Source organism: Pseudomonas sp. TH39(2020) (assembly GCF_016650715.1).
Classification (GTDB): domain Bacteria; phylum Pseudomonadota; class Gammaproteobacteria; order Pseudomonadales; family Pseudomonadaceae; genus Aquipseudomonas; species Aquipseudomonas mandelii_C.
In genome coordinates, this window is record NZ_JAEKFF010000006.1 from 2098553 (window position 1) to 2124300 (window position 25748).

The following is a 25748-nucleotide window of genomic DNA, read 5'->3' on the forward strand; positions in this document are numbered from 1 at the left end:
ACCCGGACAATTTCGTGGGCGCATTCTTCATTGACAATTACTTAGTGGGCGTAACGACGGGCGATCAGGTGATCGATCGACAACTTGCCCGGCCCGGTCGCCATCAGATACAGCAACACCGCTGCCCAAGTGCCATGAGTCGGGTAGGCATCCGGGTACACGAACAGTTGAATGGTCAGGGTCATGCCCAGCAAGGCCAGCGCAGAAAACCGCGTGGCGAAGCCGATCAGGATCAGCATCGGGAAGAAATGCTCGGCGAACGCTGCCAGGTGCGCTGCCAGTTCCGGGGACAGCAACGGCACGTGGTACTCGCCCTGGAATAACGGAATGGTCGAGTCCGCCAGATGCGGCACGCCAAGCTGGAAGGAGCCGTCGAACAGGTCGATGGCCAGGCCTTCGACCTTGGTTTGCCCGGACTTCCAGAACACTGCGGCGATGGAAAAACGCGCGATAAAGGCGATCAGGCTATGGGGGATCATCTCCAGCCGCACGATGGCGCGGGCGATGGGGTTCAGTGATTCGGTCCGGATGTTCATGGCGATACCTTGTTGTTAAGCAAGTGAGTGATGGCGTTGCGGCTGATCAGCAGCGCCAGGGTTTGGCTGAGATCGAAGGCGGGGGCGGCTTCCAGCGCCTGCATCAGTGACTCGCCCTTTTGCAGGTTCTGGATGAATGCACTGGCCCCCTCATCAATGGCGAATACTTCAACGTCCAGGCCATTGCGCAGCACCAGCGCGTGCTGTCCCTGGTTCAGATCAATCCCCGCCAGCGTCGCTTCCTGTTGATGCGCAGCCCAGATCGCGACCACGGCGAAGGTTGAATTCAACAGATTGAGGGAGGGATGAAGTTCGACGGTGAGCTCGCTCAGGGCTTGCTGGTCGGCGAGCGCTGCGGCGATCTGTTCGTGATTCAATGGCTGCGCATCGGCGGCGTGATAGGCCATGATTCGCAGGCGCTCCAACCGGGCGAGGTCGGCCAGATAAGGCACGCTGGCGACGGGCGCAAAGCCTTCGATGAAGGCGGCGAGATCTTGGCCGTAGCCATTCATCAAAGGGTTCTGGGGTGGGGTGCTTTGTACAAAAAGACCGGCCATGGCGCGGAAGAATTCCTCGCCAACCAATTGCACAACCACGGGGTAACTGTCTGCCAGCGCGTTGATCAGCGAGCCTTGCACATTGTTGCGATACACCGCAAAACGGCTGGCCGGATCGGCGCCATTTGGGCTGAATAATCCATCGGGGCAGTGCCGTTGCGGATCAAGCAGGGCGGCGGCGAATTCGGCGTGATTGTTCATGGCCTGACCTCGGCGCATAGCAAAATCTCATCGGCCTGGCGCGCTTCCGCATGCAAAACGCTGAAGGCCGGCAAGTGGTTGTCGCGTTCGATCAGCGTCGCCATCGGGCCGACGCGCTCCAGCACTTGCACGTACAGCGCCCACACGGCGTTGTCGATGGGCGCGCCGTGATCGTCAATCAGCAGAAGGTCGCCGAGGCTGTCGGTGTCTTCGGCAAATCCGGCCAGATGAATCTCGCCGACGGCGTGAAGGGGCAGGGCGTCGATGTAGGCCAGAGGATCGCGTTGATGATTGATGCTCGACACATAGACGTTATTCACGTCCAGCAACAACCCGCAACCGGTGCGGCGAATGACTTCGCTGATAAAATCGGCCTCATCGATCGTCGAGCGCTTGAACGCCAGGTACGTCGCCGGGTTCTCCAGCAGCATTGGGCGCTTGAGCGTGGTTTGCACCTGATCGATGTGTTCGCAGACGCGGTTCAGCGTTGTGTTGTCGTAAGCCAGTGGCAGCAGGTCATTGAGGAATACCGGGCCATGGCTGGACCAGGCCAGGTGTTCGGAAAAGGAGTGGGGTTGATAGCGCTCGATCAGCTCGGCGAGGCGTTGCAGGTGGCGAATGTCCAGCGGACCTTCGGCACCGATGGACAGGCCAACCCCATGCAACGACAGCGGATACTGCTCGCGGATCAGCCCCAGATAGTGATGAAAAGGGCCGCCGGCCACCATGTAGTTTTCGGCGTGGACTTCGAAGAAACCGATGTCCGGTTGTGAACCGAGCACTTCACGGAAGTGCCCGGTCTTGAGCCCCAGTCCGGCGCGGGGCGGGAGCCCGAACGGTGAATGGTTCATGTTCGACACTCAGGCTGGGAGACGGATCACGCTTTGGCTTTGAAGGCTTCCATCTGACCGAAACCGGTCGGCGAGGTTTTGCTTTCGGCGGTGGCGCAGGTGCCTTTGGGAACCAGTTTCCAGGCGTTTGGCTGGTAGTCGGTCTTCGCGGTGCCCGCGCACGTGGTGCCAGCGCCAGCCGCGCAATCGTTATGACCTTTCATGGCCACGCCGAAACATTTTTCCATGTTGCTGTTGTCGGCGGCCTGGACGGTGGAGACAGCGGCCATGCTCAGCGCAGAACCAAGGGCCAGAACCAGGGCGGTGGCGGACAGGGTGCGGGTAGTAGCAGTCATGATGTTTCTCCGTGGTTTGAGTTTTGGTAAGCCGCGTTTGTGCTGGCTTACCCCACTAGAGAGAGGTCATCGCGATGCGTTACAGCCCACAACGAAAATTTACTGATGCGTATTATTTAGTGTCAGTGCAAAGCCTATGAATCGCCACCATTCACTTACCGCCCTTAAGCCCTTTTTGCCCAGCGATGCTTTCGTTTAGAGGATGGCTGGCAAACTTCCTGTGATTGCGACAGTTTTTATTACTTGGAGCATCCTTCTATTTTCCTTTATTGAGGGTTGCGACAGTTTTTAGATTTCCCGCAAGCATGCGCTCAGGCCTCGAATTTCCGGCACTGGGCGCGACAGTTTTTATTCTTTAAGATCAAAACATCATTAAAAATCGCAGCCTACGGTTGCGATTTTTTATCTGAATTGAGGACACGCCCATGGACCGATTCCAGGAAATGCAGGTCTTCGCTGCCGTCGCCCAAGACCAAGGCTTCTCGGCGGCGGCGCGGCGTTTGGGCCTATCGGCCGCCAGCGTGACTCGCGCAGTGGCAGCGCTGGAGAAACGCATCGGCACGTTGCTGCTGACGCGAACCACCCGCAGTGTGCATTTGAGCGAGGCGGGTCAGCGTTACCTGGAAGACTGTCGGAGGATTCTCGCCGAGGTGCAGGAAGCCGAGGACTCGGCGGCGGGCAGCCACACCCAACCGCGTGGGCAATTGACGATTACTGCACCGGTGTTGTTCGGTGAGCTGTTTGTCACGCCAGTGATGGTGGACTATCTGACGCAGTTTCCTGAAGTCAGCATCAATGGATTGCTGGTCGACCGCGTAGTCAGCATGGTCGAGGAGGGCATCGATGTCGCCGTGCGGATCGGTGAGTTACCCGACAGTAATCAGCACGCGATTCGCGTGGGTGAGGTTCGGCGGGTGATTTGCGGCTCGCCGGAATTCCTGACGACCCATGGTCGACCTCGACATCCTCAGGATCTGGCCCAGGCGCCGGTTGTTGCGACGTCCTCTATTGGTCAGTCGAGAACCTGGCCGTTTCTCGAAGGGGGAGAGTCGCTGAGTGTTCGACCAACGCCGCGCCTGGTGGTAACAGCCAATCAGGCGGCCATTACGGCGGCATGCCTGGGTTTGGGGTTTACCCGGGTTCTGTCTTATCAAGTCGCGAGCAAAGTCGCCTCCGGTGAGCTGGAAATCGTTCTGGCGGACTTCGAACTTCCGCCCTTGCCTATCCATGTGGTCTATCAGGGCGGGCGCAAGGCCCCTGCGCGGATTCGCAGTTTTGTGGATTTTGCGGTGAACGCGCTACGTGAGCATCCGTCCTTGCAGGCGTGATGGTTTATTTCACCCGGTGAAATAATGGATTGCGTTGGCTGGTTATTCTGTTGTTTTGGTTGCGGGTGGAAGATAACGCCCCATCGGTGCTGATCTCTGCTCAACAGCGCCACCACCCAGCGGAGTCGACCATGCAAGCGATCAAACTCTACAACTTCCCACGTTCCGGCCACGCTCACCGTGTAAGACTGATGCTGTCCCTGCTGCAACTGCCGACCGAGCTGATATTTGTCGACCTGGCCAAGGGCGCGCACAAACAGCCGGACTTCCTTGCACTCAACTCATTCGGTCAGGTTCCGGTCCTTGATGATCAAGGCGTGGTGTTGGCTGACTCCAATGCGATCCTGGTCTACCTGGCACAGAAATATGGCAATGGCCGCTGGCTGCCAGCCGATCCGGTCGGTGCGGCCAAGGTTCAGCGTTGGTTGTCCGTTGCCGCTGGGCCAATTGCCTTTGGCCCCGCCAGAGCAAGGCTGATCACGGTGTTTGGTGCGCCTTACAACGCTGAAGAGGTGATCGCTTATTCGCACGTTGTGCTCAAAGTGATCGATCAGGAACTGGCGGCAACGCCGTATCTGGCTGGCACCGAGCCAACCATTGCCGACGTTTCGGCCTACAGCTACATCGCCCACGCACCGGAAGGAAACGTGTCGCTGGAGGACTACGCCAACATCCGCGCCTGGCTGGCGCGGATCGAAGCCTTGCCAGGGTTTGTCGGCATGCCGCGCACCGTTGCCGGTCTGCAAAAAACTGCCTGATGCTTACGGCCCGACACTGTCGGGTCGTTCACACTGCGCCAATGGCGCAGGGGAGAAGTCGTTGTGGACCGTTCACCCTGGCACGCCGGCGAGAAACAGTTGCAGGCTCATGTGGGCATTGCCGAGCGAATGGAGGTGCTCGGTCGTAAGGTGATTCGCCGCGAAATGCCGGATCAGCACCGCACGTTCTATGAGCAATTGCCATTCATGCTGTACGGCGCGGTGGATGCCGACGGAAATCCTTGGGCCAGTATTCTTGAAGGGCCACCGGGTTTCGCTCACTCGCCCGAGCCGGGCGCACTGCAATTTCGCAGCCTGCCGGGCGCCGACGATCCGGCTCAATTGACGGAGGGTGCGGCCATCGGCCTGCTGGGGATCGAACTGCACACCCGTCGCCGCAATCGTCTCAACGGCCGAGTCGGCGCGATGACGGCAAGCGGCTTCGATGTGACGGTGGAGCAGTCCTTCGGCAATTGCCCGCAATACATCCAATTGCGGCAGTTTCGCTCGGTGCCGTTGGCGGATCCGTCGACTCGCATCGCGCAACACCTCAACGGGCTGGATGAAGCGGCCAAAACCCTAGTCGCGGGAGCCGATACGTTCTTTGTCGCCAGTTACGTGGACGTTGATGGCCAACGCTCGGTGGATGTTTCTCACCGCGGCGGCCAGGCCGGTTTCGTGCAGGTAGAAGGCAATCGCCTGACCATTCCCGATTTCGCCGGCAATCTGTTTTTCAACACCTTGGGCAACCTGCTGCTCAATCCCCGAGCCGGTTTGCTGTTTATCGATTTCAATTCGGGAGACCTGCTGCACCTCAGCGGTCGCGCCGAAGTCATTCTTGAAGGCCCACAGGTCGAGGCATTTCAAGGGGCCGAGCGCTTGTGGACATTCGAGGTGGAAAGCGTGGTGCGTCGGCCCGCCGCGCTTGCTCTGCGGTGGCGCTTCGACGGCGTGTCCCCCACCAGTTTGCTCACCGGCACCTGGGCGCAGGCCAACGCCCGTCTGCAAGCCCAGGCCTTGGGCGATAGTTGGCGGCTTCTGCGGGTGGCGCGCATCAAAGAGGAAAGCCACAACATCCGCTCGATCTATCTGGAGCCTGCCGATGGAGCGGGGTTGCCAGTGTTTCAGGCCGGGCAGCATCTGCCCCTGCGATTCAATATTGCCGGCGAGGTGCACATCCGCACTTACAGCCTGTCGAGCGCGCCGTCCGATGATTTTTTCCGCATCAGCGTGAAGCGTGAAGGCTTGGTGTCTTCGTACTTGCATGAACAGGTGCGCGTGGGTGATCTGTTGGAGGCCCGTGCGCCTCAGGGGCATTTCACCGTGGCACCTAATGAACGTCGGCCGCTGGTGCTTCTGGCTGCCGGTGTCGGCATCACGCCGCTGCTGTCGATGCTGCGCGAGGTGGTTTACCAAGGCCTGCGCACGCGCCGCATCCGGCCGACCTGGTTTTTCCAGAGTTCGCGCACGTTGGCCGATCAAGTGTTTCGTCCTGAGCTGGATCGCTTGCTTGATGGCGCGGGCGATGCGGTCAGGGTATTGCGTCTGGTGAGTCAGCCGGAAGCCGGGGCCTTGGAGGGTGAGGATTTCGACCTGAACGGGCGGATCGACACAGCGTTGCTCAAAACCATTCTTGAAGTGGAGGACTACGATCAGCTGGATTTCGTCCTCTGCGGTCCAGGCAGTTTTACCCAAGGGCTGTACGACAGCCTGCGGGAACTGGACATCCGTGATGCAAGGATTCACGCCGAAACCTTCGGCCCCTCGACCTTGCGCCGGGTACCGGACCCCGACGCAGTGGTCATCGAGCAACCACCCGCTGCTACCACCTCCGTGCCGGTGGTGTTTCAGCGCTCGGCTAAAGAGGCCCGCTGGCAACCGGACGGTGGCAGTTTGCTGGAGTTGGCGGAAAGCCGTGGATTGCACCCGGAATTCAGTTGCCGCGGTGGTTCCTGCGGGACCTGCAAGACGCGCCTGATCAGCGGCCAGGTGAATTATCCACAGCCGCCGGCCGACGTGCCGGACGACGGACAAGTGCTGATTTGTTGTGCGATTCCGGCGCAGGGGTCGCAGCCGTTGGTCCTCGACCTGTAGCATCTGCCGAACGCAGCTTCTGGCCGCTGCGATAAGGGATCAGATTCGGTATGTATTTTTTCGCTCGTCTGTCGGCGTTGATTGTCGCGGTGGCATTGCTCAACGGTTGCGAACGACAGGACGCGCCACCGCTCGATCAGCAACTCTACGTTTGGCAACGACAATGGACACCGGCCCACGAAGCGGCGCTGAGGGACAGCCGCGCTGACTTTTCCACGCTACGGGTGCTGGCCTTGCAGGCATTCCCCGAGGCAGGTTGGAGCCGGGCGCGGATTGATCCGGCGCTGCTCAAACGTGATGGTCGGCCGCTGATCGCGGTGATTCGTCTCGACGGCCAACTCAAGTCGCTGAATCGGGACGCAGTCACCGCGCAGATCCAGCAGGTGCTCGGCGATTGGCAAGGGCAGGGGCTGAATCTCTCCGGCGTGGAAATCGACCACGATGCCGGTAATGCTCGGCTACCGGCCTACCGCGAATTTCTTACGCACCTGCGCGCAGTTTTGCCAGCCTCTATTCCACTGAGCATCACCGCATTGCCGGCCTGGCTCGACAGTCCCGAGTTGCCGGCGCTGTTATCCACAGTCGACAGCAGCGTGTTGCAGGTGCACGCGGTGAGCGATCCGCGTCTTGGCTTGTTCGACCCGGATCAGGCCGGTAAATGGACCAGGGCCTGGAGCCGCATCACTTCCAAACCGTTCTATCTGGCGCTGCCGGCCTACGGTGTGGCGTTGTTGCCGGGCGGCGGTGCGCCGGTAGTGGAAAGCGAAGTGACCCTCGAACGCGGTGGCAAACGCCGGGAATTACTAGCCGATCCGCAGCAACTGAGCCGACTCGGGACCGAGTTGCGCAACGATCCACCGGCTCATCTGGCGGGCCTGATCTGGTTTCGTTTGCCGCTGGCCAGCGACCGCCGGGCCTGGAGTCTGACGACCCTGAGCGCCGTGGCGCGTGGCGACGCCCTCGACAGTCACTTGGCGCTGAAACTCTCTGCGCAAGAAGGCCTCTATGACATCAGCCTCAGCAATCAGGGCAACCTCGACAGCGCCTGGCCCGAACGCCTGACACTCGCGGTGCAGGGCTGTGACGGTGCTGATGCGCTGGCCGGTTATGCATTGCAACAGCGTCCGGATCTGCTTACCTTCACCCGCCTGCGCGAGGGTCGAATACCGGCCGGCGGGCAGCGCGCCATTGGTTGGGCTCGTTGCGCACATATTGATCAAGGAGGTTCGAATGTTTACCCGTAACTGGCCTCGCCATCTGCTTTGCCTGAGCCTCAGCCTGCCGCTGGGTTCGGCGCTGGCCTGTGGGCCGGATTTTCCGATGCGTCTGCTGGACAACCGCGGGCAGTCGCTGGCGGAGCTGCCGGAAGGCAACTTCAGATTTGAAATCAGTCGCCTCGGACATGCGGTCGCCGGGCTGAAGAATGTCACCGAAACTGCCTATAACATGGATGCGCCCGACTACGCAGAACAGCGGGATCAGGCTGAGCAATCCGGTTTGACGACTGAGCAGCAAACGCTGGTGAAACAGTTACGCAGCCTGACCGATGCGCATGAGGTCGAGATTCAGGGTGCGAGCCTTCCGGCTGAACTCACGCTCTATCTGGCTGGTGCGGTGGCATTCAATGCCGGTGATCATGGACTGGCAGCCGAGTACTTCCAGAAGGTGCTGGCATTGCCGGCGGATCAACGGGCGTTGCGCAGCACCTGGGCTGCTTATTCGTTAGGTCGGGCGCTGTTTGCCATGAGCTCCGAAGCGGACGCTGGCCCTGACTTGTTGACTCAGTCTCGAAAGGCCTTCGAACAGACCCGTCAACTGAGTATCGACGGCTTCAGTGACCCTCTGGAACTGGGCGTTGCCAGTCTTGGTGAAGAGGCCCGCGTGGCCCGCACCGCCGGCGACTGGAATCGCGCCATCGAACTCTACGCCACGCAAAACCTTCAGGGCTCGGCGGTGGGTTACACCTCGCTGAAACTGTTGGTAGCCGACCTCGCAGCGATGCCTGACGATCAACTGGCCGTGTTGCTCAAGGGAAAACCGGTACAGCAACTGGTGACGGCGTCGTTGATCAGCCGACTGGGCTGGTCATTCGGTGATCAACCGCCAAATGAATTGAAACTGATCAAACTGCTGCAAAACAGCACCCGAGGTAGCCTCGACAACGCTGATCGGCTGGCAGCGGTAAATTATCAACAGGGTGATTACACCAGCGCCAAAGCGTTCCTCGAACACGCCGGTGACGGCGGACTGGCGTGGTGGCTGCGGGCCAAACTGGCTGTGCGCGATGGCGATAAAAACGCGGCTGCCGCAGCGTATGCCAAGGCTGCCCAGGCCTTCCCGCAGAATGAATCCTGGGGCGAGCGGCGCACGCCAGACTGGGACTTCGAAACGCTTCAGCCAAAGTGCCGGGTTGAAGGGGAAAGCGCGATCCTGGCGTTGCACCGCGGGGATTACCTGCAAGCGTTCGATCAGCTTTATCGCAGTAAAGATATTTACTGGTTCGACGCAGCCACGGTCGCCGAGCGGGTGTTGACCGTCGATGAGCTCAAGCAATACGTCGACACTCAAGTGCCGGCACCGCCCCCTCTGACTCAGCAGGATCGCGATAACTACGTGCAGTTACCGGTGGCGGCGAAACTGCGCAATTTGCTCGGGCGGCGCTTGCTGCGCGAAGAGCGGTACGACGAAGCGCCAGCCTATTTCGATAACGCCGACTTGCAGGCCAAGGCCAAGTGGTATGGGCAGTTGCGCCACGACGCCGAATCAAAATGGTGGCCGACCAAACGGGCATTCGCTTATTACCATGCAGCGACGCTGGCGCGTTTCGACGGAATGGAGTTGTTGGGCTACGAGCTGTCCCCGGATTACGCCACCTTCGGTGGCAATTACAGTCTGGAAGCGCCCGAGCTCAAGGTTGGACCGCTGATGGCCGAGGGTGAAGTGCAGCGCCAGCAAGCCACGGTGGCGCAGCCTGATGAGCGTTTCCACTACCGTTTTGTCGCCACGGCGCTGGCGAGCAAGGCCGCTGATCAGCTGCCCCACAGCAGTCAGGCGTTTGCTTCGGTGCTGTGCAAGGCTTCGTCGTGGGGCTCCAGTCTGCAAGAGCAAAGCGCGTTCTACCGTCTTTATGTCGAGGAAGGCCCGTACGTGGTCTGGGCCGGAGATTTTGGTCACCAATGCCAGGATCCGGACTTTCAGAGCGCCGACAAGCGCTATGTGACCCAAGTCACCGACGCCGCGCGCTCGCAGCTGCGGCCCTACAAAACACCGTTGCAGATTGGCGGTGTGTTAGCGGTCACGGCAGCGGCGCTGTTGCTGATCAATCGCCGCCGTAAGGCGCGGTAAGGCTCAAGCCTGTTGCACAAAGGTCAGCCGCACGGCGAAGCCGATCAACAGGCTGCCAAACAGCCACTGCTGCAGGCGCTGGGCCGAAGGACTGCGTTGCAGCCAACGGCCCAGCGCTGCGCCGGTCAGTGCGTAAGCGCTGTCGAATAACAACCCAACGCCAACCAACACCACGCCCAGTGTTGCGAATTGCGTGAGCACCGGCCCGGCGTGTGGATCGATGAACTGCGGCAGTAGCACCGAGCAGAACAGCAACGCTTTGGGGTTGAGCAGGTTGGTCAGCAAACCGCGCTGGATCGCTGCACGCCAGCGAGGTTTCTCGGCGGTGGCGTCTGCTCCGTTCAAGTTCGGCAGCATGGTGGTTCGCAGGCATTGAATGCCGATCCACAGTAGATAGGCGGCCCCGGCCAGGCGTACCACGTCGAACGTCCAGGGCGCAGCCTTGAACAGTGCCGCCAACCCCAACGCTGCCAACGCCACATGGCATCCCCGGGCCACACCCAGACCCACCGCAGTCGCCAGCGCCGCGCCTTTGCCCTGACGGGCACCCGTCTGCAACAACAGGATCATGTCCGGGCCCGGCAACAGATAGACCACCGCCAGCGCCATGAAAAACACCCAGAGTCCTGCCACGTTGCACCCCATTCGTTGTCGATTCGGTACGGCCAGTCTAGGGCTGAAGGGCAGGGCAGATGGTTGCGTAGTTCGCTTCTAAACTGCTTCGGGTTGGCATAACCTGCCACTAAATTGCATTTGAACCATCAGGATCTGCCAAACCATGAAACTGGACGCCTATGACCGCAAGATTCTCGCCGCCCTGCAACGGGACGGTCGCCTGAGCAACGTGCAACTGGCTGACGAGATCGGCCTGTCCGCCTCGCCTTGTTTGCGCCGGGTTCGAATGCTCGAAGAAGCCGGGGTCATACGCGGTTACCAGGCCAATCTGGATCGCGACGAAGTAGGGCTTGGGCTGACGGTGTTTGTCGGGGTCAAGGTCGAACGGCACAACGATGAACAGGCCGAAGCCTTTCGCCTGGCCGTGACCGCGTTGCCCGAAGTGATTTCGGCCTTTTTGGTGTCAGGGGAATCGGATTTTCTGCTGCAAGTGGTGGTGCCGGACCTGCGCGCCTATGACCGTTTTCTCACGGGGCGTTTGCTGAAATTGCCGGGCGTGAGCGACATCCGCAGCAACTTTGCGATTCATACGGTGAAGACGCCGGGGGCGTTGCCGTTGGAGCATTTACCAGCGAATTAAGATCGTCAAGATCGTTCCCACGCTCTGCGTGGGAATGCCTCAACGGACGCTCCGCGTTCGGCTTCTGGGACGCGGAGCGTCCCGGGCTGCATTCCCACGCAGAGCGTGGGAACGATCAGGGGCGACACCATTACAACTGCGTCGCCATCCCCTCCACATTCATCGCCGCCTGGCGCAAGGCCTCGGAGCGGGTCGGGTGTGGATGGCAGGTCAAGGCAATATCTTCGGCGGAGGCGCTGAACTCCATGGCCACGCAGTACTCGCCTATCATTTCACTGACGCTTGGACCCACAAGGTGTACACCGAGAATTTCGTCGGTGCGCTCATCGGCCAGCACTTTGGCGAAGCCTTCGGTTTCGTGATTGATCTTTGCCCGGCTGTTGGCGGTGAAGGGAAACTTGCCGACCTTGTAGGCACGACCTTCGGCCTTCAGTTGTTCTTCGGTCTTGCCGACGCTGGCCAGTTCGGGTTTGGTGTAGATCACGTTGGGGATCAGGTCGTAGTTGACCTCGGCCGCCTTGCCGACAATCTGCTCGATGCAGACCATGGCCTCGTCTTCGGCCTTGTGGGCGAGCATCGGCCCGGACGTGACGTCGCCGATCACCCAAATACCCGCGGCTTCGGTGCGATGGCCCTTGTTGGCGAGCATCCCGCGCTTGTCCGTGGCGAGGCCGACGTTTTCCAGCCCCAGGCCCTGGGTGTAAGGCCGGCGTCCGATAGACACCAGCACGTAATCCGCTTCAATCGTTTCGGCCGTGCCACCAGCCGCGGGTTCGACGCTGAGTTGAACGCCGGTCGCCGAGGTTGTGGCGCTGGTGACTTTGGAACTCAATTTGAAGTTGATGCCCTGTTTACTCAGCGAACGTTGCAGAGTTTTGCCGGCTTCACCATCCACACCGGGGCAGATCCGGTCGAGAAACTCGATCACCGTCACCTGAGCGCCCAAACGGCGCCACACCGAGCCCAACTCCAGACCGATCACTCCGGCGCCGATCACCACCAGATGTTTGGGCACTTCAGTCAGCGACAACGCGCCCGTTGAATCGAGGATGCGTTTGTTGTCGATGTCCACACCGGGCAGGGGAGTGGGCTCGGAACCGGTGGCGATGATGATGTTCTTGGTGTTCAGTTCGGTCTTGACGCCCTGGCTGTCGGTCACCGTCACTTTGCCGGGCCCGTCGATGTGGCCCCAGCCCTTGATCCAGTGGACTTTGTTTTTGCGAAACAGAAACTCGATGCCTTTGGTCAATCCGGCAACGCTTTCATCCTTTTGTTTCATCATCTGCGCGAGGTTGAGTGTGGGTTTGACTTCAATCCCCAGGTTGGCGAATTCCGCGCCCATGGCGGCGTCGTAGAGTTCGGAGGCGTGCAGCAACGCTTTTGACGGCATGCAACCGACGTTCAGGCAGGTGCCGCCGAGGGTGGCGCGTCCTTCTACGCAAACCGCTCTGAGTCCCAACTGACCGGCGCGGATCGCTGCGTTATAACCACCGGGGCCTCCGCCCAGAATCACGACGTCATAGATGCTCATGGTGTACTCCTGGAGTGAATCGGATCGGAATGGGTAAACGTAGTTCCTGGATAAAATTACGAACGTAATATGTGCATTCCGCAGCATTTCGGTCAAGGCTTCAGCCAAGCGACAGGTTGAGCGCCTTTAGATACAGCATTTAAGAACGGAAATTTCACGGCTTTCGTTATATCGTAACGAAATGCGATATGAGCAACGATAAACACTGGGGTGGTATGCAAGTCGATCTCGATGTCGATGGGACGCAAGTAGCCGGGCTGCCGCGTTTCCAGCTGGCGGTTTTTCAAGGGCGACGATTGCGTCAGTTCGCAATCGGTCTGGGCGCTCTTACGGCGACGGGTTGGTTGCTGGCGTTTTTTGTCGGGTTGTTTGCGCCGCAGTCGTTCTGGCCCGCGTTGCTGATCAATCAGAGCGCCGGTTTACTGGTGCTGGTCGCCGGTTTGCAATCGGCCTGGTGGGTGACGCAATGGCGTGCGCGGGCGTTGAACCCGGTCGTGCAGGTCGTCGGTGCTGACGAAGTCGTTGCCCCGGAGGGCTGGTACGAACGGCTGCTGGATCGGCTCAGCCAGCGATGGCTGCGAATGCTGGTGCAGATCGGCGCTCCAACACTGTGGCTCGCGGGTTGGTCGCTGTTGACGTTGTTGAGCATCGAACAAGTCTGGAACCTTGCACTGCCGCCGGCCGCACTGGGGTTGTCGGCCAGTGTCGGTGCGGCGCTGTCCTTGTTGCTGGCCTTCGGTTTGTTGGTGCTGGAGCGACAACTGGCGCAGGAAAACGTCGCGCAATGGCCCGAAGCAGCGTCGTTGGCGCAGCTGACTCGGGTGGCGATCATTTGTCTGGTGCTCAGCGCTTTGTGCCTGTTGTTGGGTAGCGAAACCTCGGTCTGGCCGGTGCGTCTGGCGGTACTGATCGGCCTGCTGCCGGGGCTCGTCGCCGCCGAACTGCTGTTGCGCGCCATGCTGTCGTTGTTCAGTCCGCAGCGCGAACAACTCGAACCTGCCTTGCTGGCGCGCAGCTTCGTCGCCGACATGCTGCGCTGGCCGCCGCAACCCTTGTTGGCGTTGCAGCACGAATTGCACAACCGCTTCGGCATCGACCTGCGACAGATCTGGGCCTTCACCTACATGCGTCGGGCGTTTTTTCCGGTGCTGATGGTGGTGGCAATTGTCGGTTGGTCACTCACCGGCATCCACGAAATCCCCATGCAAGGGCGGGGCATCTACGAGCGATTCGGCAAACCGGTGGAGGTATTCGGCCCTGGTTTGCACGCGGGTTTGCCCTGGCCTCTGGGCCGAGTGTTGAGCGTCGAGAACGGTGTGGTCCACGAGTTGGCCACCAGTGTTGGCGACACACCGGCGCCGGTCATGGCCGAACCCGCCGAAGGTCCGGCGCCCGCGATTGCCAATCGCTTGTGGGACGCGAGCCATGTGAACGACAAATCCCAAGTCATTGCCAGCAGTCGAGCCGATAAGCAGAGCTTCCAGATCGTCAACATGGACGTGCGTTTCGTCTACCGCATCGGCCTGAGCGATCAAGCGGCGTTGGCCGCGACCTACAACAGCGCTGACGTCCCGACGCTGATCCGCAGCACCGCCAGCCGGATTCTGGTCCACGATTTCGCCTCGCGAACCCTCGACGGTTTGCTCGGTGAAGACAGGGCAGGGCTCGCCGAAGAGATTGGCCGGGCGGTGCAGGCAGACTTGCACAAACTCGACAGCGGCGTGGAAATTCTCGCCACCGTGGTCGAGGCGATTCATCCACCGGCCGGTGCCGCCAATGCCTATCACGGCGTTCAGGCTGCGCAGATTGGCGCCCAGGCGTTGATTTCCCGCGAGCGTGGGGCGGCGGCGGAGGCTACCAACCAAGCGCAATTGCAGGCCAGCATCGCACGCGATCAAGCGACGGCCAGCGCTCGAGAAATCAACGCCACCGCCCAAGCGGCTGACTTGAGGTTCAGCGCCGAGCAAAAGGCCTACGCCAGCGCCGGCCAGGCCTTCGTGCTGGAGCAGTACTTCAGCCAACTGTCCCAGGGCCTGGCCAATGCCAGGTTGCTGGTACTGGATCATCGTCTGGGCGGCAGCAGTAACGCGCCGACCATCGACCTTCGTACATTCACGCTGCCGGCTGACGCTGCGCCGCCGCGTAAAACCGCTCAGCCAGGAGCTGCCAATTGAGCCAGTCGCACACTCACGATCACGATGACCACACTGGCCACACTGGCCACGATCACGGCCATGGCGGGCATCACCACGGACATCACCACCACGGTGATCCCCAAGAAGCTGGCCCGTTCCCATGGCGGCGGATGGGTTGGGCGGCGTTGCTGGTGGCGTTCGCCATCGCGGCAGCGAGCCTGGTTCAAGTGCGTTCGGGGGAGGCCACGGTGATCACTCGTTTTGGTAATCCGTCGCGGGTATTGCTGGAACCAGGTCTTGGCTGGCGTTGGCCTGCTCCTTTTGAAGCAGCGATTCCTGTCGATCTGCGACTGCGCACGACCTCGAGTGGTTTACAGGATGTGGGTACGCGGGACGGTTTGCGCATCATCGTTCAGGCGTATGTGGCCTGGCAGGTTCAAGGCGATCCGGACAACGTGCAGCGCTTCATGCGCGCCGTACAGAATCAGCCGGACGAAGCAGCGCGGCAGATTCGCACGTTTGTGGGTTCGGCTCTGGAAACCACGGCCAGCAGTTTTGATCTGGCTAACCTGGTGAACACCGACGCCAACAAAGTACACATCGCTGATTTTGAAGCGCAACTGCGGCAGCAAATCGATCAGCAGCTGCTCACGACCTATGGCGTGCGGGTGCTGCAAGTCGGTATCGAGCGTCTGACTTTGCCGTCGGTAACCCTCACGGCCACGGTCGATCGCATGCGTGCCGAGCGTGAAACAATCGCCACCGAACGCACAGCCATCGGTAAGCGCGAAGCGGCGCAAATCCGTTCCGCTGCCGAGCGTGACGCGCGCATCGTGCAGGCCGATGCGACGGTGAAAGCTGCCGATATCGAAGCACAATCGCGCGTCGAAGCCGCGCAAATTTACGGTCGCGCCTACGCCGGATCGCCCCAGCTCTACAACCTGCTGCGCTCCCTCGACACACTAGGCACCATCGTCACGCCCGGTACAAAACTGATTCTGCGCACAGACGCCGCGCCGTTCAGGGTATTGGTTGACGGTCCGCCGACCCTCGATAACAAGGCCGGGTCGCAACCATGAAATTAGTTCCACGTGGAACAAATGAGTTAAGCAGTCCCTGGATTCAGGCTGGGCGATTGGCTTTTTTGGCTCTTTATGCCGTGACGGTGCTGGCTGCTTTGGCGTGGGCATTCTCCAATGTGCGGCAGATCGATCCGCAAAATCGCGCGGTGGTGTTGCACTTCGGCGCGTTGGATCGTATCCAGAATGCTGGGCTGCTATTGGCCTGGCCGCGTCCGTTTGAGCAGGTGATTTTGTTGCCCGCGGCGGATCGGGTGATTGAGCGTCGGGTGGAAAACCTGCTGCGTACAGATGCCGCGTCGCAGGCAGACCGAGCGGCGAGTTTCGCTACACCGGTCAGCGATGCACTTGCCGGCTCCGGTTATTTGCTCACCGGTGACGCGGGCGTGGTGCAACTGGATGTGCGTGTTTTCTACAAAGTCACCGAGCCCTATGCCTTCGTCCTTCAAGGCGAACATGTGTTGCCGGCGCTGGATCGATTGGTGACTCGCAGTGCGGTGATCCTCACTGCCGCACGAGATCTGGACACTATTCTGGTCGCTCGACCGGAGTTGATCGGCGCCGATAGTCAGGCTGCTGAACGCCGCGAACGTCTACGCGGTGATCTGGTGCAAGGCATCAATCAGCGCCTGGCTGACCTGACCGCGACCGGGCAGGGATTAGGAATAGAAGTGGCGCGAGTCGACGTTCAATCGAGTCTGCCCGGCCCGGCGGTCAACGCCTTCAACGCGGTTCTGACCGCCAGTCAACAAGCCGACAAAGCCGTGGCCAATGCCCGCACTGACGCCGAGAAACTGACTCAGACTGCCAACGAACAAGCTGATCGCACGCTGCAAGTCGCTCACGCCCAAGCGAGCGAGCGTCTGGCCAAAGCCTCGACGGACACAGCCACGGTATTGAGCCTGGCCAAGGCGCAGCAACAGGGCACTGACCCGCAAATGCTGCTGCGCATCTACCGCGAGCGGATGCCGAAGATTCTCGGTCAGGCCGGCTCGGTGACCACGGTCAATCCGAAAGACGATTCCCGCCTGATCATTCAGGGAGCAGCACAATGACCACCCAAACCGCCGCCGCACCGAGCATGTTGTCCTCGGCTGAACAACGCAGTGCCGCGCGCCAGTTGACCCTGGCGATGCTCGCTTTGGGCTTGCTTGCACTCGGCCTGACCTGGCGCTGGTTGTCGCCGGAGCAGACGGGCGTCAGTCAATTGCTGCTGGGCTTTGCTTCGTTATTGGTGGCCGTGCCCGTGATGCGTTCAGCCTGGTACAGCCTGCGTTATCCAAGCTTGCACGGGATCACTGATCAATTGATAGCCCTGGCCATGCTGGGGGCGTGGGCCATGGGAGATCTGCTGACTGCGGCGTTGCTGCCAATCATCATGATCTTCGGTCACGTACTGGAAGAGCGCAGCGTGATCGGCTCGCAGGAAGCGATTCGCGCCCTCGGCAAACTGACGCGCAGCCACGCGCGCAAGGTTCAGGCCGACGGCTCCATCGTCGAAGTCGATAACGGCACACTCAAGGCCGGCGACCTCGTCGAGGTGCGCGCGGGTGATCGAGTGCCGGCGGATGGTCGGGTATTGTCTGGTCAGGCGAGCCTGGACACTGCTTCGATTACCGGCGAATCGGTTCCCATGGAGGCGGGCGTCGGCATGCAAGTCTTCGGCGGCGCGATCAACCTCGACGGTCTGCTGCGCATCGAAGTGACCCGCACCGGCAATGAGTCGACCCTCGGCAAAGTCATTGCGCTGATGCAAAGCGCCGAACGTTCCAAACCACCGATCACGCGATTGCTGGAACGCTACGCCGGGAGCTACATGGTGCTGGTGTTGCTGCTGGCCGCCGTGACCTGGTTCATCACTAACGATGCCCAGGCCATGCTCGCGGTGTTGGTGGCAGCCTGTCCTTGCGCGCTAGTGTTGTCGGCACCGGCCACAGCGATTGCCGGGGTGGCGGTGGCCGCTCGTCACGGGATTCTGATTCGCAGCTCCGCGTTCCTCGAAGAGTTGGCAGACCTGACTTCGCTGGTGGTCGACAAGACCGGAACCCTGACCTTTGGCACCTTGCGTTTGCAATCCATCGACAGTCCTCTGGAGGATCGCGGTCACGTTCTAAAACTTGCCGCCAGCCTCGGGTCCGCCAGCAGTCATCCGGTCAGCCGCGCGCTCGCCGGGTTGGTCACTCAGGAACATTTTCTACTGCTCTCCGACATCCACGAACGTCAGGGTCTGGGCGTGGTGGCGATGACGGAGCAGGGCGAGGCGGCGCTCGGTCGTCCGGAGTTGTTCACCCAATTGGGCATCGCCACTTCAAGTGTCCCCGACCACGATGGCCCGATTGCCGGGCTGGCACTCAACGGTGAATTCCTCGCTTGGCTGTTGCTGGCCGACAGCGTCAAACCCGAGGCTCGATTTGCCTTGAGCGAGCTACGTGAATTGGGGTTGGGCCGGCAGTTGCTGCTGACAGGTGATCGGCAAAGCGTCGCACACACATTGGCGCGTGATGTCGGGATCCGCGACGTTGAAGCTCAAGCCTTGCCCGAGGACAAACTCAATCGCGTGCTGAAGGAAATCGGCAGCGGGTTCCGGCCGATGGTCGTAGGAGATGGGATCAACGATTCGCTGGCGCTCAAGGCAGGTGTGGTTGGCGTCGCCATGGGAGCGGGCGGGGCGGACATCGCGCTGGCCTCGGCCGACATCGTCCTGATCGGCAGCGACCTGCGTCGACTCGGTACATGTGTGCGCTTGAGTCGCCAATGCCGGCAGACGTTGCAGGTTAACGTGATCATCGGTCTGGGCTGGACGCTGGCGATTGTAGCCTTCGCCGCCTTCGGTTGGCTTGGCGCTGCGGGCGCGATGATTGCTGCGCTGTTGCACAATTTCAGCACGTTGCTGGTGTTGGGGAACGCCGGACGTTTACTGCGTTTTCAGGAACCCTTGCTCAAGCTCAAGCTTAAGGATGAGGATTGAGTACGCCGGGTGAGTGCTCTAAACAGCGCGATCACGGTCGATTTGAAGTTTTCAGAACTGTACGAGGAATTCGTAGTCATCTACGTGAGGGCAATCAATTTTGTGAATTCGCAACGGTGGGTTCGAGCGTTACGAATCATAGAAAAGGGCTATTAATTCGATAGCCGGCTATTTTTCAAGGATGGTCTACCCTCACATCAGACGTCTGAAACACGAGGGACTATCCATGCTCGCGCACCTTCCACCGGCCTTACAGAATCTGCAGTTACCGCTACGCCTGCGACTCTGGGACGGCCATGAATTCAACCTGGGACCGACGCCTAGCGTCACAATTGTGGTCAAGGACCCACAAATGGTTACCCAGTTCACTCACCCAAGCCTGGACGCGCTAGGAGCGGCGTTTGTCGAAGGTAAACTTGAGCTGGAAGGCTCCATCAGCGACGTGATCCGCGTCTGCGATGAGTGGAGCCAGGCGTTGCTCGGTGATCAAGACAGCCAGCCAGTGCGCACCGCTCACGACAAAGAAGCCGACGCCAAGGCGATTTCCTACCACTACGACCTTTCCAATGCGTTTTATCAGCTGTGGCTCGACAGTGACATGGCGTATTCCTGCGCCTATTTCGAGACCGGCAGCGAAACGCTGGAGCAAGCCCAGCAAGCGAAATTCCGCCACCTGTGCCGCAAGCTGCGGCTGCAACCAGGGGAATACCTGCTGGATGTCGGCTGCGGTTGGGGCGGACTGGCACGGTATGCGGCTCGGGAGTTTGGCGCGAAGGTGTTCGGGATCACACTCAGTAAAGAGCAACTGGCACTTGCCCGTGAACGGGTGACTGCCGAGGGCCTGGACGATCTGGTCGAACTGCAACTGCTCGACTACCGCGACCTGCCTCAGGACGGTCGCTTCGACAAAGTGGTCAGTGTCGGAATGTTCGAACACGTTGGCCATGCCAATCTGGCCGAGTACTGCAAGACCTTGTTCGGTGCGGTGAAGGAGGGTGGCCTGGTGATGAATCACGGGATCACCGCCAAACACACCGACGGCCGTCCGGTGGGGCGCGGTGCCGGCGAATTCATCGAGAGGTATGTGTTCCCCAATGGCGAGCTGCCGCATTTGTCGATGATCTCTGCCGAGATCAGCGAAGCAGGGTTGGAGATCGTCGACGTCGAGAGTCTTCGCCTGCATTACGCGCGTACGCTGGACCACTGGAGCGAACGCCTGGAAGACAATCTGGAGGCGGCTTCCAGGCTGGTGCCCGAGCAGGCCCTGCGTATCTGGCGGCTGTACCTGGCGGGATGCGCTTACGCGTTCGCCAAGGGCTGGATCAATCTGCACCAGATTCTCGCGGTGAAAGCTCACCCCGATGGCAGCCATGAACTGCCATGGACTCGCGACGATATCTACAACCCTTAAAGGATCGGTGAAATAAGCCGGGCGACCCGCATGCCGATCTGTTGCAGGCGGTGGGTCTCCCGGCTTTCTTCTTTGGCGATCTCGTGAGCCTGGGCGAAGTCATTGTTGAGCATCTGTTCAACTTCGGCGGCAAACGCGCTGTCGACCGTTAACAACATCACTTCAAAATTCAGCCGGAACGAACGGTTGTCCAGATTGGCACTGCCAATGGCGCTGATTTCGCTGTCGATCAATACCACTTTCTGATGCAGGAATCCCGGCTCGTAGCGGAACACCCGCACGCCCGCGCGCACGGCTTCGAAGGCATAAAGGCTAGAGGCTGCGTAGACGATCCGGTGGTCCGGTCGTGAGGGCAGCAGCAGCCGCACATCCACGCCTCGCAGAACCGCCAGCCTTAATGCAGCGAACACGGCTTCGTCGGGGATGAAATAAGGGCTGGTGATCCACACCCGCTCGGTGGCGGCATGGATGGCTTCGACGAAGAATAACGAACAGGTCTCGTAGGAATCCGCCGGGCCGCTGGCGAGCAATTGGCAGAGCACGCCGTCGTCCGGGTAAACGTCCGGCAGGATCAGCGGCGGCAATGAACGGGCGGCCCAAAACCAGTCTTCAGCGAAAGATTCCTGCATGCAGGCAACCACCGGTCCGCGTACTTGCACATGGGTATCGCGCCACGGGGCGAGGGGCGGTTCCTCGCCCATGTATTCGTCGCCGACGTTATGCCCACCGACGAAACCCAGCACTCCATCGACCACCACAATCTTGCGGTGGTTACGGAAGTTGACCTGGAAGCGGTTGAGCCAGCCGCTGCGGGTTGCAAAGGCTTTGACCTCTACGCCGGCATCGCGCAGCGGCTGCACGTAACTGTGAGGCAGGGAATGGCTGCCGATGCGGTCGTACAATAAATAAACCGCCACGCCTTCGGCGGCTTTCTTCAGCAGCAAGGTTTGCAAACGTTGGCCAAGGCGATCGTCGTGGATGATGAAAAACTGAATCAGCACCGCTTCCTTCGCGTTGCTGATGGCTTCAAAAATGGCGTCGAAGGTGGCCTGGCCGTTGATCAGCAAGCGCACTTCGTTATTCGCCAGGCACGGCATGCGCCCCAGTTTCGGCATGGCCCTCAATGATGCGTAGGCATTGGAGGCGCGAGCGGTCAGCGCCTCTTCTACCCAAGGGCGCCAGTTGAGCTCGGAGATAGCCTTGCGCATTTCTTCGTTGGCCTGGCGCCGAGCCTTGATGTAGCCATCGAAGGTACTGCGGCCGAAGACCAGATAGGGGATGAGGGTGAGGTAGGGAATAAACAGCAACGACAGGGCCCAGGCGATCGATCCCTGGGCGGTCCGGACGGTGAGCACGGCGTGGATGGCAGCGATCAGGCCCAGCGTGTGAAGCAGTGCAATCGTGTAGCCGAAAATATGCGGTCCAAAGTAATCCATGGGGCAGCCTTGCTCCTGAAGATTCAATGCTTAACAGACCATGTTCCGTGCAGAATGTCGCTATTTAATTGGCCCATGAACCGAAGCCACTGGCTGACGTCTAACGGCCACTACTGATCAGGAGTTACTCGATGAACGTTCGTCTGCTGGGTTTGGCCATGGCTATTGGTTTGTCACTTCCTGTGGCCGCTCAGGCGCAGATGCTGCAGCCCGGCTTGTGGGAATTGACCACAAGCAACATGAAGGTCGATGACCAGAATCTCCCGGATTTGCAGCTGATCCTTGGCCAGTTACAGGGCCAGATGACCCCGGCACAGCGTGCGCAGCTGGAGAAGCAGGGCATCACCATGGGCGGCAAGGGGATTCGGGCTTGTCTGACGCCGGAACAGGTGAAGAGCGACGACATTCCGCTGACCGATCCACAGTCGGGCTGCAAGCAGGAAATCACCGATCGCAGCGGGAATCAGTGGAAATTCCGCTTCAGCTGTCCGAAAGCGCAGGGCACCGGTGTCGCCACTTTCCTCAGTGATCGTGAGTTCACCACCAAGGTTAATGGCACGTTCAACGCCACCGGTATTCAGCAGAAGGGCAGCCTCGATAGCCGGGCCGTGTGGTTGGGGCAGGATTGCGGGACCGTCAAGCCGAGGGCTTAAAAGCTTCGCCAACAGGTCCGCTCCCTACATGGCCGTGTGGGGGCGGGCTTGATTCAACCACTCGCACACCGCGTCTATCGCCATCCTCCCGAAGTCTTCCCCGGTGCGGCTGCGCACACTGACAAATCCACCTTCCTGTTCTTTCTCCCCAATCACCACCAGATACGGCACGTGCTGACTGTGCTCGCGAATCTTTTGGCGGACTTTCTCGTGACGCAGATCCGCACGGGCGCGCACGCCACTTCGACGCAATGCCTCGGTCACCGACTGCGCGTAATCCGCCTGACGTTCGTCCATGCTGACGATCATGACGTGTGGCGGCGTCCGCCAGTTATCAAGCTCCTGTTGGCAGGACCAGCACGTGCCGTAAATCCGTTGCTGCAACGTACCGCTGATGTGGTCGAGGGTGAACGCTTGCAGCACTCTGGTCGCGGGGACATGCGGGCCAGCGGTCGTAGATTCGAAGTTCCCCAAGCGGTACAGCGGCGTCTTTCCTTGACGGCGAATCGAGTGATTGGTCGCCGCCAGAGTCTGCATGCGAGCCTCGATCAGTGGCAGGTCTGTCTGCATAAGGGGACGGTCGGTAGAAAACGCCTGAAAGAACCCGTCGCCCAGCGCCGTCCCTGCATGCAGTCGCACCTGTGGATGAAGTTGTTTAACGGCCATGGCCAGCATCAGTGCACAGGAGCGTCGCAGGATCTCCAGCCCATCGGGCTCTTGAGGTGTGACGATGCTGACCCTGGCATCGGCTTCGATCATGAACTCACAGTCCACCAAGATGCCGTCTACCCGACCTGCGACTGCTGCTTTTGCCAGCCCGGGTCCGATACTCGCGGCGAGTTCGTACACCGACAGTGGCTGGTCGTATTCACGCAATGAACCATCGCTCAGGGTGATGTGAATCATGTCGGTGCTCTCGAGTGCTAGCGCATAAACCGTAGAGGTAAACCCTGGCAGTTGTCATTAAGTTGTTTGTCATGCCAGGCAATTTGTCCCGAGACGATCGTGGTACTGACGCTGTGGCGAAAACGCCATCGGGCAAAAGGCGTCCAGCCGCATTGAGACAGGATCGGCTGCTGGGAAACGGCGACGCCGCCGGGTTCGGGTTTGATCAGAACGAGGTCGGCCCAATAGCCTTCGCGCAGATAACCGCGGTCGGGAATGGCGAACAGATCGGCGACCCGGTGACTGGTTTTTGCGACGAGCGTGGTGATCGGCAACACTTCATCCGCGACCAGTTCCAGCAACGCGGGCAGGGCGTGTTGCACCAACGGCAACCCGGAAGGTGCCTGGCTGTACGGCCGCTGTTTTTCGGCCCAAGTGTGTGGCGCGTGATCGCTGCCGATCACGTCGAGCCGATGGCTCAGCAATGCTTCGCGCAAGGCATCGCGATCGGCCTGGGTTTTGATCGCCGGGTTGCACTTGATCAGGTTGCCGAGGCTCGGGTAATCCCGATCATCGAACAGCAAGTGGTGCAGGCAGACTTCGGCGGTGATGCGTTTCTGGGCCAGCGGCTTGTCTTCGAACAACGCCAGCTCGCGGGCGGTGGTCAGGTGCAGAACGTGCAGTCGGGTGCCGTGACGTCTGGCCAGCGCTACGGCCATCGAAGAGGAGCGAAAGCAGGCCTCGGCGTTGCGGATCAGCGGGTGGGCCGCAGCTGGAATGTGTTCGCCGAACAAGTCACGCAGGTTCGCGGCATTGGCGTCGATGCTGGGCGTGTGCTCGCAGTGGGCCAACAAAAGGGTCGGCACCTCGGCGAATAACCGTTCAAGAATCCGTGGGTCATCGACCAGCATGTTGCCGGTCGAGGCGCCCATGAACACTTTGACTCCGGCTACTTCACAGGGATTGAGCCTGGCAACGGTATCGAGATTGTCGTTGCTCACGCCGAAATGAAAGCCGTAATTGGCGACGGAGCTGATCGCCGCTCGGCGCTTTTTGTCGGTCAGTGCGCTGAGGGTCAGGGTCGCCGGATTGGTGTTGGGCATGTCCATGAAGCTGGTGATACCACCGGCCACCGCAGCCCGCGATTCGGTGTAGAAGCTGCCCTTGTCTGGGGAGCCTGGATCGCGGAAGTGCACTTGGTCGTCGATCATTCCGGGCAACAGCCATCGCCCTTGTGCATCGATTTCCACGTCGGCATTTTCACCGTGGATGCTGCTGGCGATCTTCACGATTCGACCGTTGCTCGCCAACAGATCACCGTCAAACTCACGGCCTTCATTCACCAGCCGGGCATTGCGAATCAGCACGCTGCTCATGGTCAGAACTCGTTCTGCAGGGCTTTGTAGCCACGCACCAGGTCGACGTTGGTACGCGCCACATCCTCGGAAAATTCCGAGGCGCTGACGCTCACCGGTGGGAACTGCGACAGATCTGTCTTCGGGCCGATGCGGATCATGGCTTGCTCAACGCGTTGTACAGGGTATTGAGGTTGTACTCGAACAACCCGACGAAGGTGCTGGCCGGACCGTTGGCCGCGAGCGCATCGGAGTACAACGTGCCACCGATGTGCGCGTCGCTTTCATCGGCAATCTGCCTGAGCAGGCGTGCATCCTTGATGTTTTCCATGAACACCGCTTTGACCTTGGCCTGGCGTATCTGGGTGATCAGTGCGGCGACTTCGGCGGCTGACGGTTCTCGTTCAGTGGACAGACCTTGAGGCGCCATGAAGTCGATGCCGTAAGCCTGACCGAGATAACCGAAGGCGTCATGGGACGTCACGATTTTGCGATTGCCCGGTGGCAGCGAACCGAGTTTGGTCTTGGCTTCGGCGAGCAGCGCGTAGATCTGTTTCAGGTAGGCCTGACTGTTGCGTTCGTAGTCGGCTTTATTCGTCGGGTCGGCGGCGATCAGCGCCTTGCTGATGTTGCTGATATACAGCTCAGCGTTCGCCAGATTGTGCCAGGCATGCGGGTCGGGAATCGTCTCGCCATCTTCATCCAGGGAGCGCGGGATGACGCCGTGGCTCGCGCTGATCACTGGCGCTGTGGTCTCGGTGCTGGTCACCAGGCGGTCCAGCCATGGCTCGAAACCCAAGCCGTTTTTGATGATGAGTTTGGCTTTGAGCAACGCCTTGGCGTCGTCCGGCGTCGGCTCGTACGTGTGTGCATCGGCGTCCGGGCCGACCATGTTGGTGATCTGGATATGGTCGCCGCCGACTTGATGGGTCATGTCGGCGAGGATGCTGAAACTGGTGACTACCTGAAGTTTTTCCGCAGCAGACAGCGACATCGACAGCAGCAAACTGAACAACACGAGTAAAACGCGCATCG

The 25748-nt window shown here is 60.2% G+C and carries 22 protein-coding genes and 1 pseudogene; 12 read left to right on the forward strand and 11 right to left on the reverse strand.

All coding sequences use genetic code 11. The features are described 5' to 3' along the window. Window positions 1-41: 41 nt before the first annotated feature. The 4 genes from JFU47_RS17320 to JFU47_RS17335 are packed head-to-tail and all read right to left on the reverse strand — an operon-like array spanning window position 42 to window position 2480. A complete protein-coding gene (locus JFU47_RS17320) occupies window positions 42-536 on the reverse strand; it encodes a DoxX family protein (RefSeq protein WP_140675815.1) in 495 nt (164 codons plus the stop codon). Beyond that, window positions 533-1294: an HvfC/BufC N-terminal domain-containing protein gene (locus JFU47_RS17325; protein WP_201184525.1), complete on the reverse strand. Its 762-nt coding sequence runs from the start codon at window positions 1292-1294 to the stop codon at window positions 533-535. The genes JFU47_RS17320 and JFU47_RS17325 overlap by 4 nt, the downstream gene beginning before the upstream one ends. Continuing rightward, the gene (bufB, locus tag JFU47_RS17330) at window positions 1291-2145 is read right to left on the reverse strand and encodes an MNIO family bufferin maturase (protein WP_201184526.1); all 855 of its coding nucleotides are present in this window, start codon (window positions 2143-2145) and stop codon (window positions 1291-1293) included. Before bufB ends, JFU47_RS17325 begins: the two co-directional genes overlap by 4 nt. Before the next feature lie 26 nt (window positions 2146-2171). Next, a complete protein-coding gene (locus JFU47_RS17335) occupies window positions 2172-2480 on the reverse strand; it encodes a BufA1 family periplasmic bufferin-type metallophore (protein WP_140675806.1) in 309 nt (102 codons plus the stop codon). A 425-nt stretch (window positions 2481-2905) separates the two neighbouring features. Between JFU47_RS17335 and JFU47_RS17340 the strand changes: the two genes are divergently transcribed. From JFU47_RS17340 to JFU47_RS17360, 5 genes are all read left to right on the forward strand, one after another. After that, complete coding sequence (locus JFU47_RS17340) at window positions 2906-3808, forward strand: LysR family transcriptional regulator (protein WP_201184527.1); 903 nt, start codon at window positions 2906-2908, stop codon at window positions 3806-3808. Between the two features lie 131 nt (window positions 3809-3939). Then, on the forward strand, window positions 3940-4566 hold the full coding sequence (locus tag JFU47_RS17345) for a glutathione S-transferase family protein (RefSeq protein WP_201184528.1): 627 nt from the start codon (window positions 3940-3942) through the stop codon (window positions 4564-4566). Window positions 4567-4629: 63 nt separating this feature from the next. Next, window positions 4630-6660 (forward strand): pyridoxamine 5'-phosphate oxidase family protein, encoded by a 2031-nt coding sequence (locus tag JFU47_RS17350; RefSeq protein WP_201184529.1) that lies wholly within the window; start codon window positions 4630-4632, stop codon window positions 6658-6660. A 50-nt stretch (window positions 6661-6710) separates the two neighbouring features. Beyond that, window positions 6711-7904 carry a DUF3142 domain-containing protein gene (locus JFU47_RS17355; RefSeq protein ID WP_201184530.1) on the forward strand — a complete coding sequence of 398 codons (1194 nt, stop codon included), beginning with the start codon at window positions 6711-6713 and terminating at the stop codon, window positions 7902-7904. Beyond that, window positions 7891-10005, forward strand: coding sequence for a hypothetical protein (locus tag JFU47_RS17360; RefSeq protein WP_201184532.1), 2115 nt, complete (start codon window positions 7891-7893; stop codon window positions 10003-10005). The genes JFU47_RS17355 and JFU47_RS17360 overlap by 14 nt, the downstream gene beginning before the upstream one ends. A 3-nt stretch (window positions 10006-10008) precedes the next feature. Here the strand turns inward: JFU47_RS17360 and JFU47_RS17365 are convergent, their stop codons facing one another. Then, complete coding sequence (locus JFU47_RS17365; RefSeq protein ID WP_201184534.1) at window positions 10009-10638, reverse strand: LysE family transporter; 630 nt, start codon at window positions 10636-10638, stop codon at window positions 10009-10011. 145 nt (window positions 10639-10783) lie between these two features. Here JFU47_RS17365 and JFU47_RS17370 point away from each other — a divergent pair, with 145 nt between their 5' ends. Next, a complete protein-coding gene (locus JFU47_RS17370) occupies window positions 10784-11260 on the forward strand; it encodes an Lrp/AsnC family transcriptional regulator (RefSeq protein WP_074872185.1) in 477 nt (158 codons plus the stop codon). 130 nt (window positions 11261-11390) lie between these two features. On the opposite strand, the gene lpdA is transcribed toward JFU47_RS17370, so the two are convergent. Further along, window positions 11391-12791, reverse strand: coding sequence for a dihydrolipoyl dehydrogenase (lpdA, locus tag JFU47_RS17375; RefSeq protein ID WP_201184536.1), 1401 nt, complete (start codon window positions 12789-12791; stop codon window positions 11391-11393). A 215-nt stretch (window positions 12792-13006) separates the two neighbouring features. Here lpdA and hflK (JFU47_RS17380) point away from each other — a divergent pair, with 215 nt between their 5' ends. The 5 genes from hflK (JFU47_RS17380) (at window position 13007) to cfaB (ending at window position 20384) form a co-directional block, all read left to right on the forward strand. Further along, the gene (hflK, locus tag JFU47_RS17380) at window positions 13007-14965 is read left to right on the forward strand and encodes a protease modulator HflK (RefSeq protein WP_201185255.1); all 1959 of its coding nucleotides are present in this window, start codon (window positions 13007-13009) and stop codon (window positions 14963-14965) included. Further along, a complete protein-coding gene (gene hflC / locus JFU47_RS17385; RefSeq protein ID WP_201184538.1) occupies window positions 14962-16005 on the forward strand; it encodes a protease modulator HflC in 1044 nt (347 codons plus the stop codon). Before hflK (JFU47_RS17380) ends, hflC begins: the two co-directional genes overlap by 4 nt. Then, complete coding sequence (gene hflK, locus JFU47_RS17390; protein ID WP_201184540.1) at window positions 16002-17060, forward strand: protease modulator HflK; 1059 nt, start codon at window positions 16002-16004, stop codon at window positions 17058-17060. The genes hflC and hflK (JFU47_RS17390) overlap by 4 nt, the downstream gene beginning before the upstream one ends. Continuing rightward, window positions 17057-18973 (forward strand): cation-translocating P-type ATPase, encoded by a 1917-nt coding sequence (locus JFU47_RS17395; protein ID WP_201184542.1) that lies wholly within the window; start codon window positions 17057-17059, stop codon window positions 18971-18973. Before hflK (JFU47_RS17390) ends, JFU47_RS17395 begins: the two co-directional genes overlap by 4 nt. 226 nt (window positions 18974-19199) lie before the next feature. Continuing rightward, complete coding sequence (gene cfaB, locus JFU47_RS17400) at window positions 19200-20384, forward strand: C17 cyclopropane fatty acid synthase CfaB (RefSeq protein WP_201184544.1); 1185 nt, start codon at window positions 19200-19202, stop codon at window positions 20382-20384. Here cfaB and cls read toward each other — a convergent pair. Then, window positions 20381-21820, reverse strand: coding sequence for a cardiolipin synthase (gene cls / locus JFU47_RS17405; protein WP_201184546.1), 1440 nt, complete (start codon window positions 21818-21820; stop codon window positions 20381-20383). The genes cfaB and cls overlap by 4 nt on opposite strands. Window positions 21821-21951: 131 nt before the next feature. Between cls and JFU47_RS17410 the strand changes: the two genes are divergently transcribed. After that, on the forward strand, window positions 21952-22473 hold the full coding sequence (locus JFU47_RS17410) for a DUF3617 domain-containing protein (RefSeq protein WP_123367480.1): 522 nt from the start codon (window positions 21952-21954) through the stop codon (window positions 22471-22473). Window positions 22474-22497: 24 nt separating this feature from the next. On the opposite strand, the gene JFU47_RS17415 is transcribed toward JFU47_RS17410, so the two are convergent. The 4 genes and pseudogenes from JFU47_RS17415 to JFU47_RS17430 all read right to left on the reverse strand — a co-directional run bounded on the left by JFU47_RS17415 (window position 22498) and on the right by JFU47_RS17430 (window position 25746). Further along, entirely contained in the window at window positions 22498-23379 is an 882-nt protein-coding gene (locus JFU47_RS17415) for a His/Gly/Thr/Pro-type tRNA ligase C-terminal domain-containing protein (RefSeq protein WP_201184548.1), read from the reverse strand. Between the two features lie 17 nt (window positions 23380-23396). After that, entirely contained in the window at window positions 23397-24734 is a 1338-nt protein-coding gene (locus tag JFU47_RS17420) for a dihydroorotase (protein ID WP_201184550.1), read from the reverse strand. Window positions 24735-24736: 2 nt separating this feature from the next. After that, window positions 24737-24868 (reverse strand): annotated as a pseudogene (locus JFU47_RS17425) (carbonate dehydratase); the annotation flags it as partial. 2 nt (window positions 24869-24870) lie between these two features. Further along, on the reverse strand, window positions 24871-25746 hold the full coding sequence (locus JFU47_RS17430) for a metal ABC transporter substrate-binding protein (protein WP_201184552.1): 876 nt from the start codon (window positions 25744-25746) through the stop codon (window positions 24871-24873). Window positions 25747-25748 lie beyond the last annotated feature (2 nt).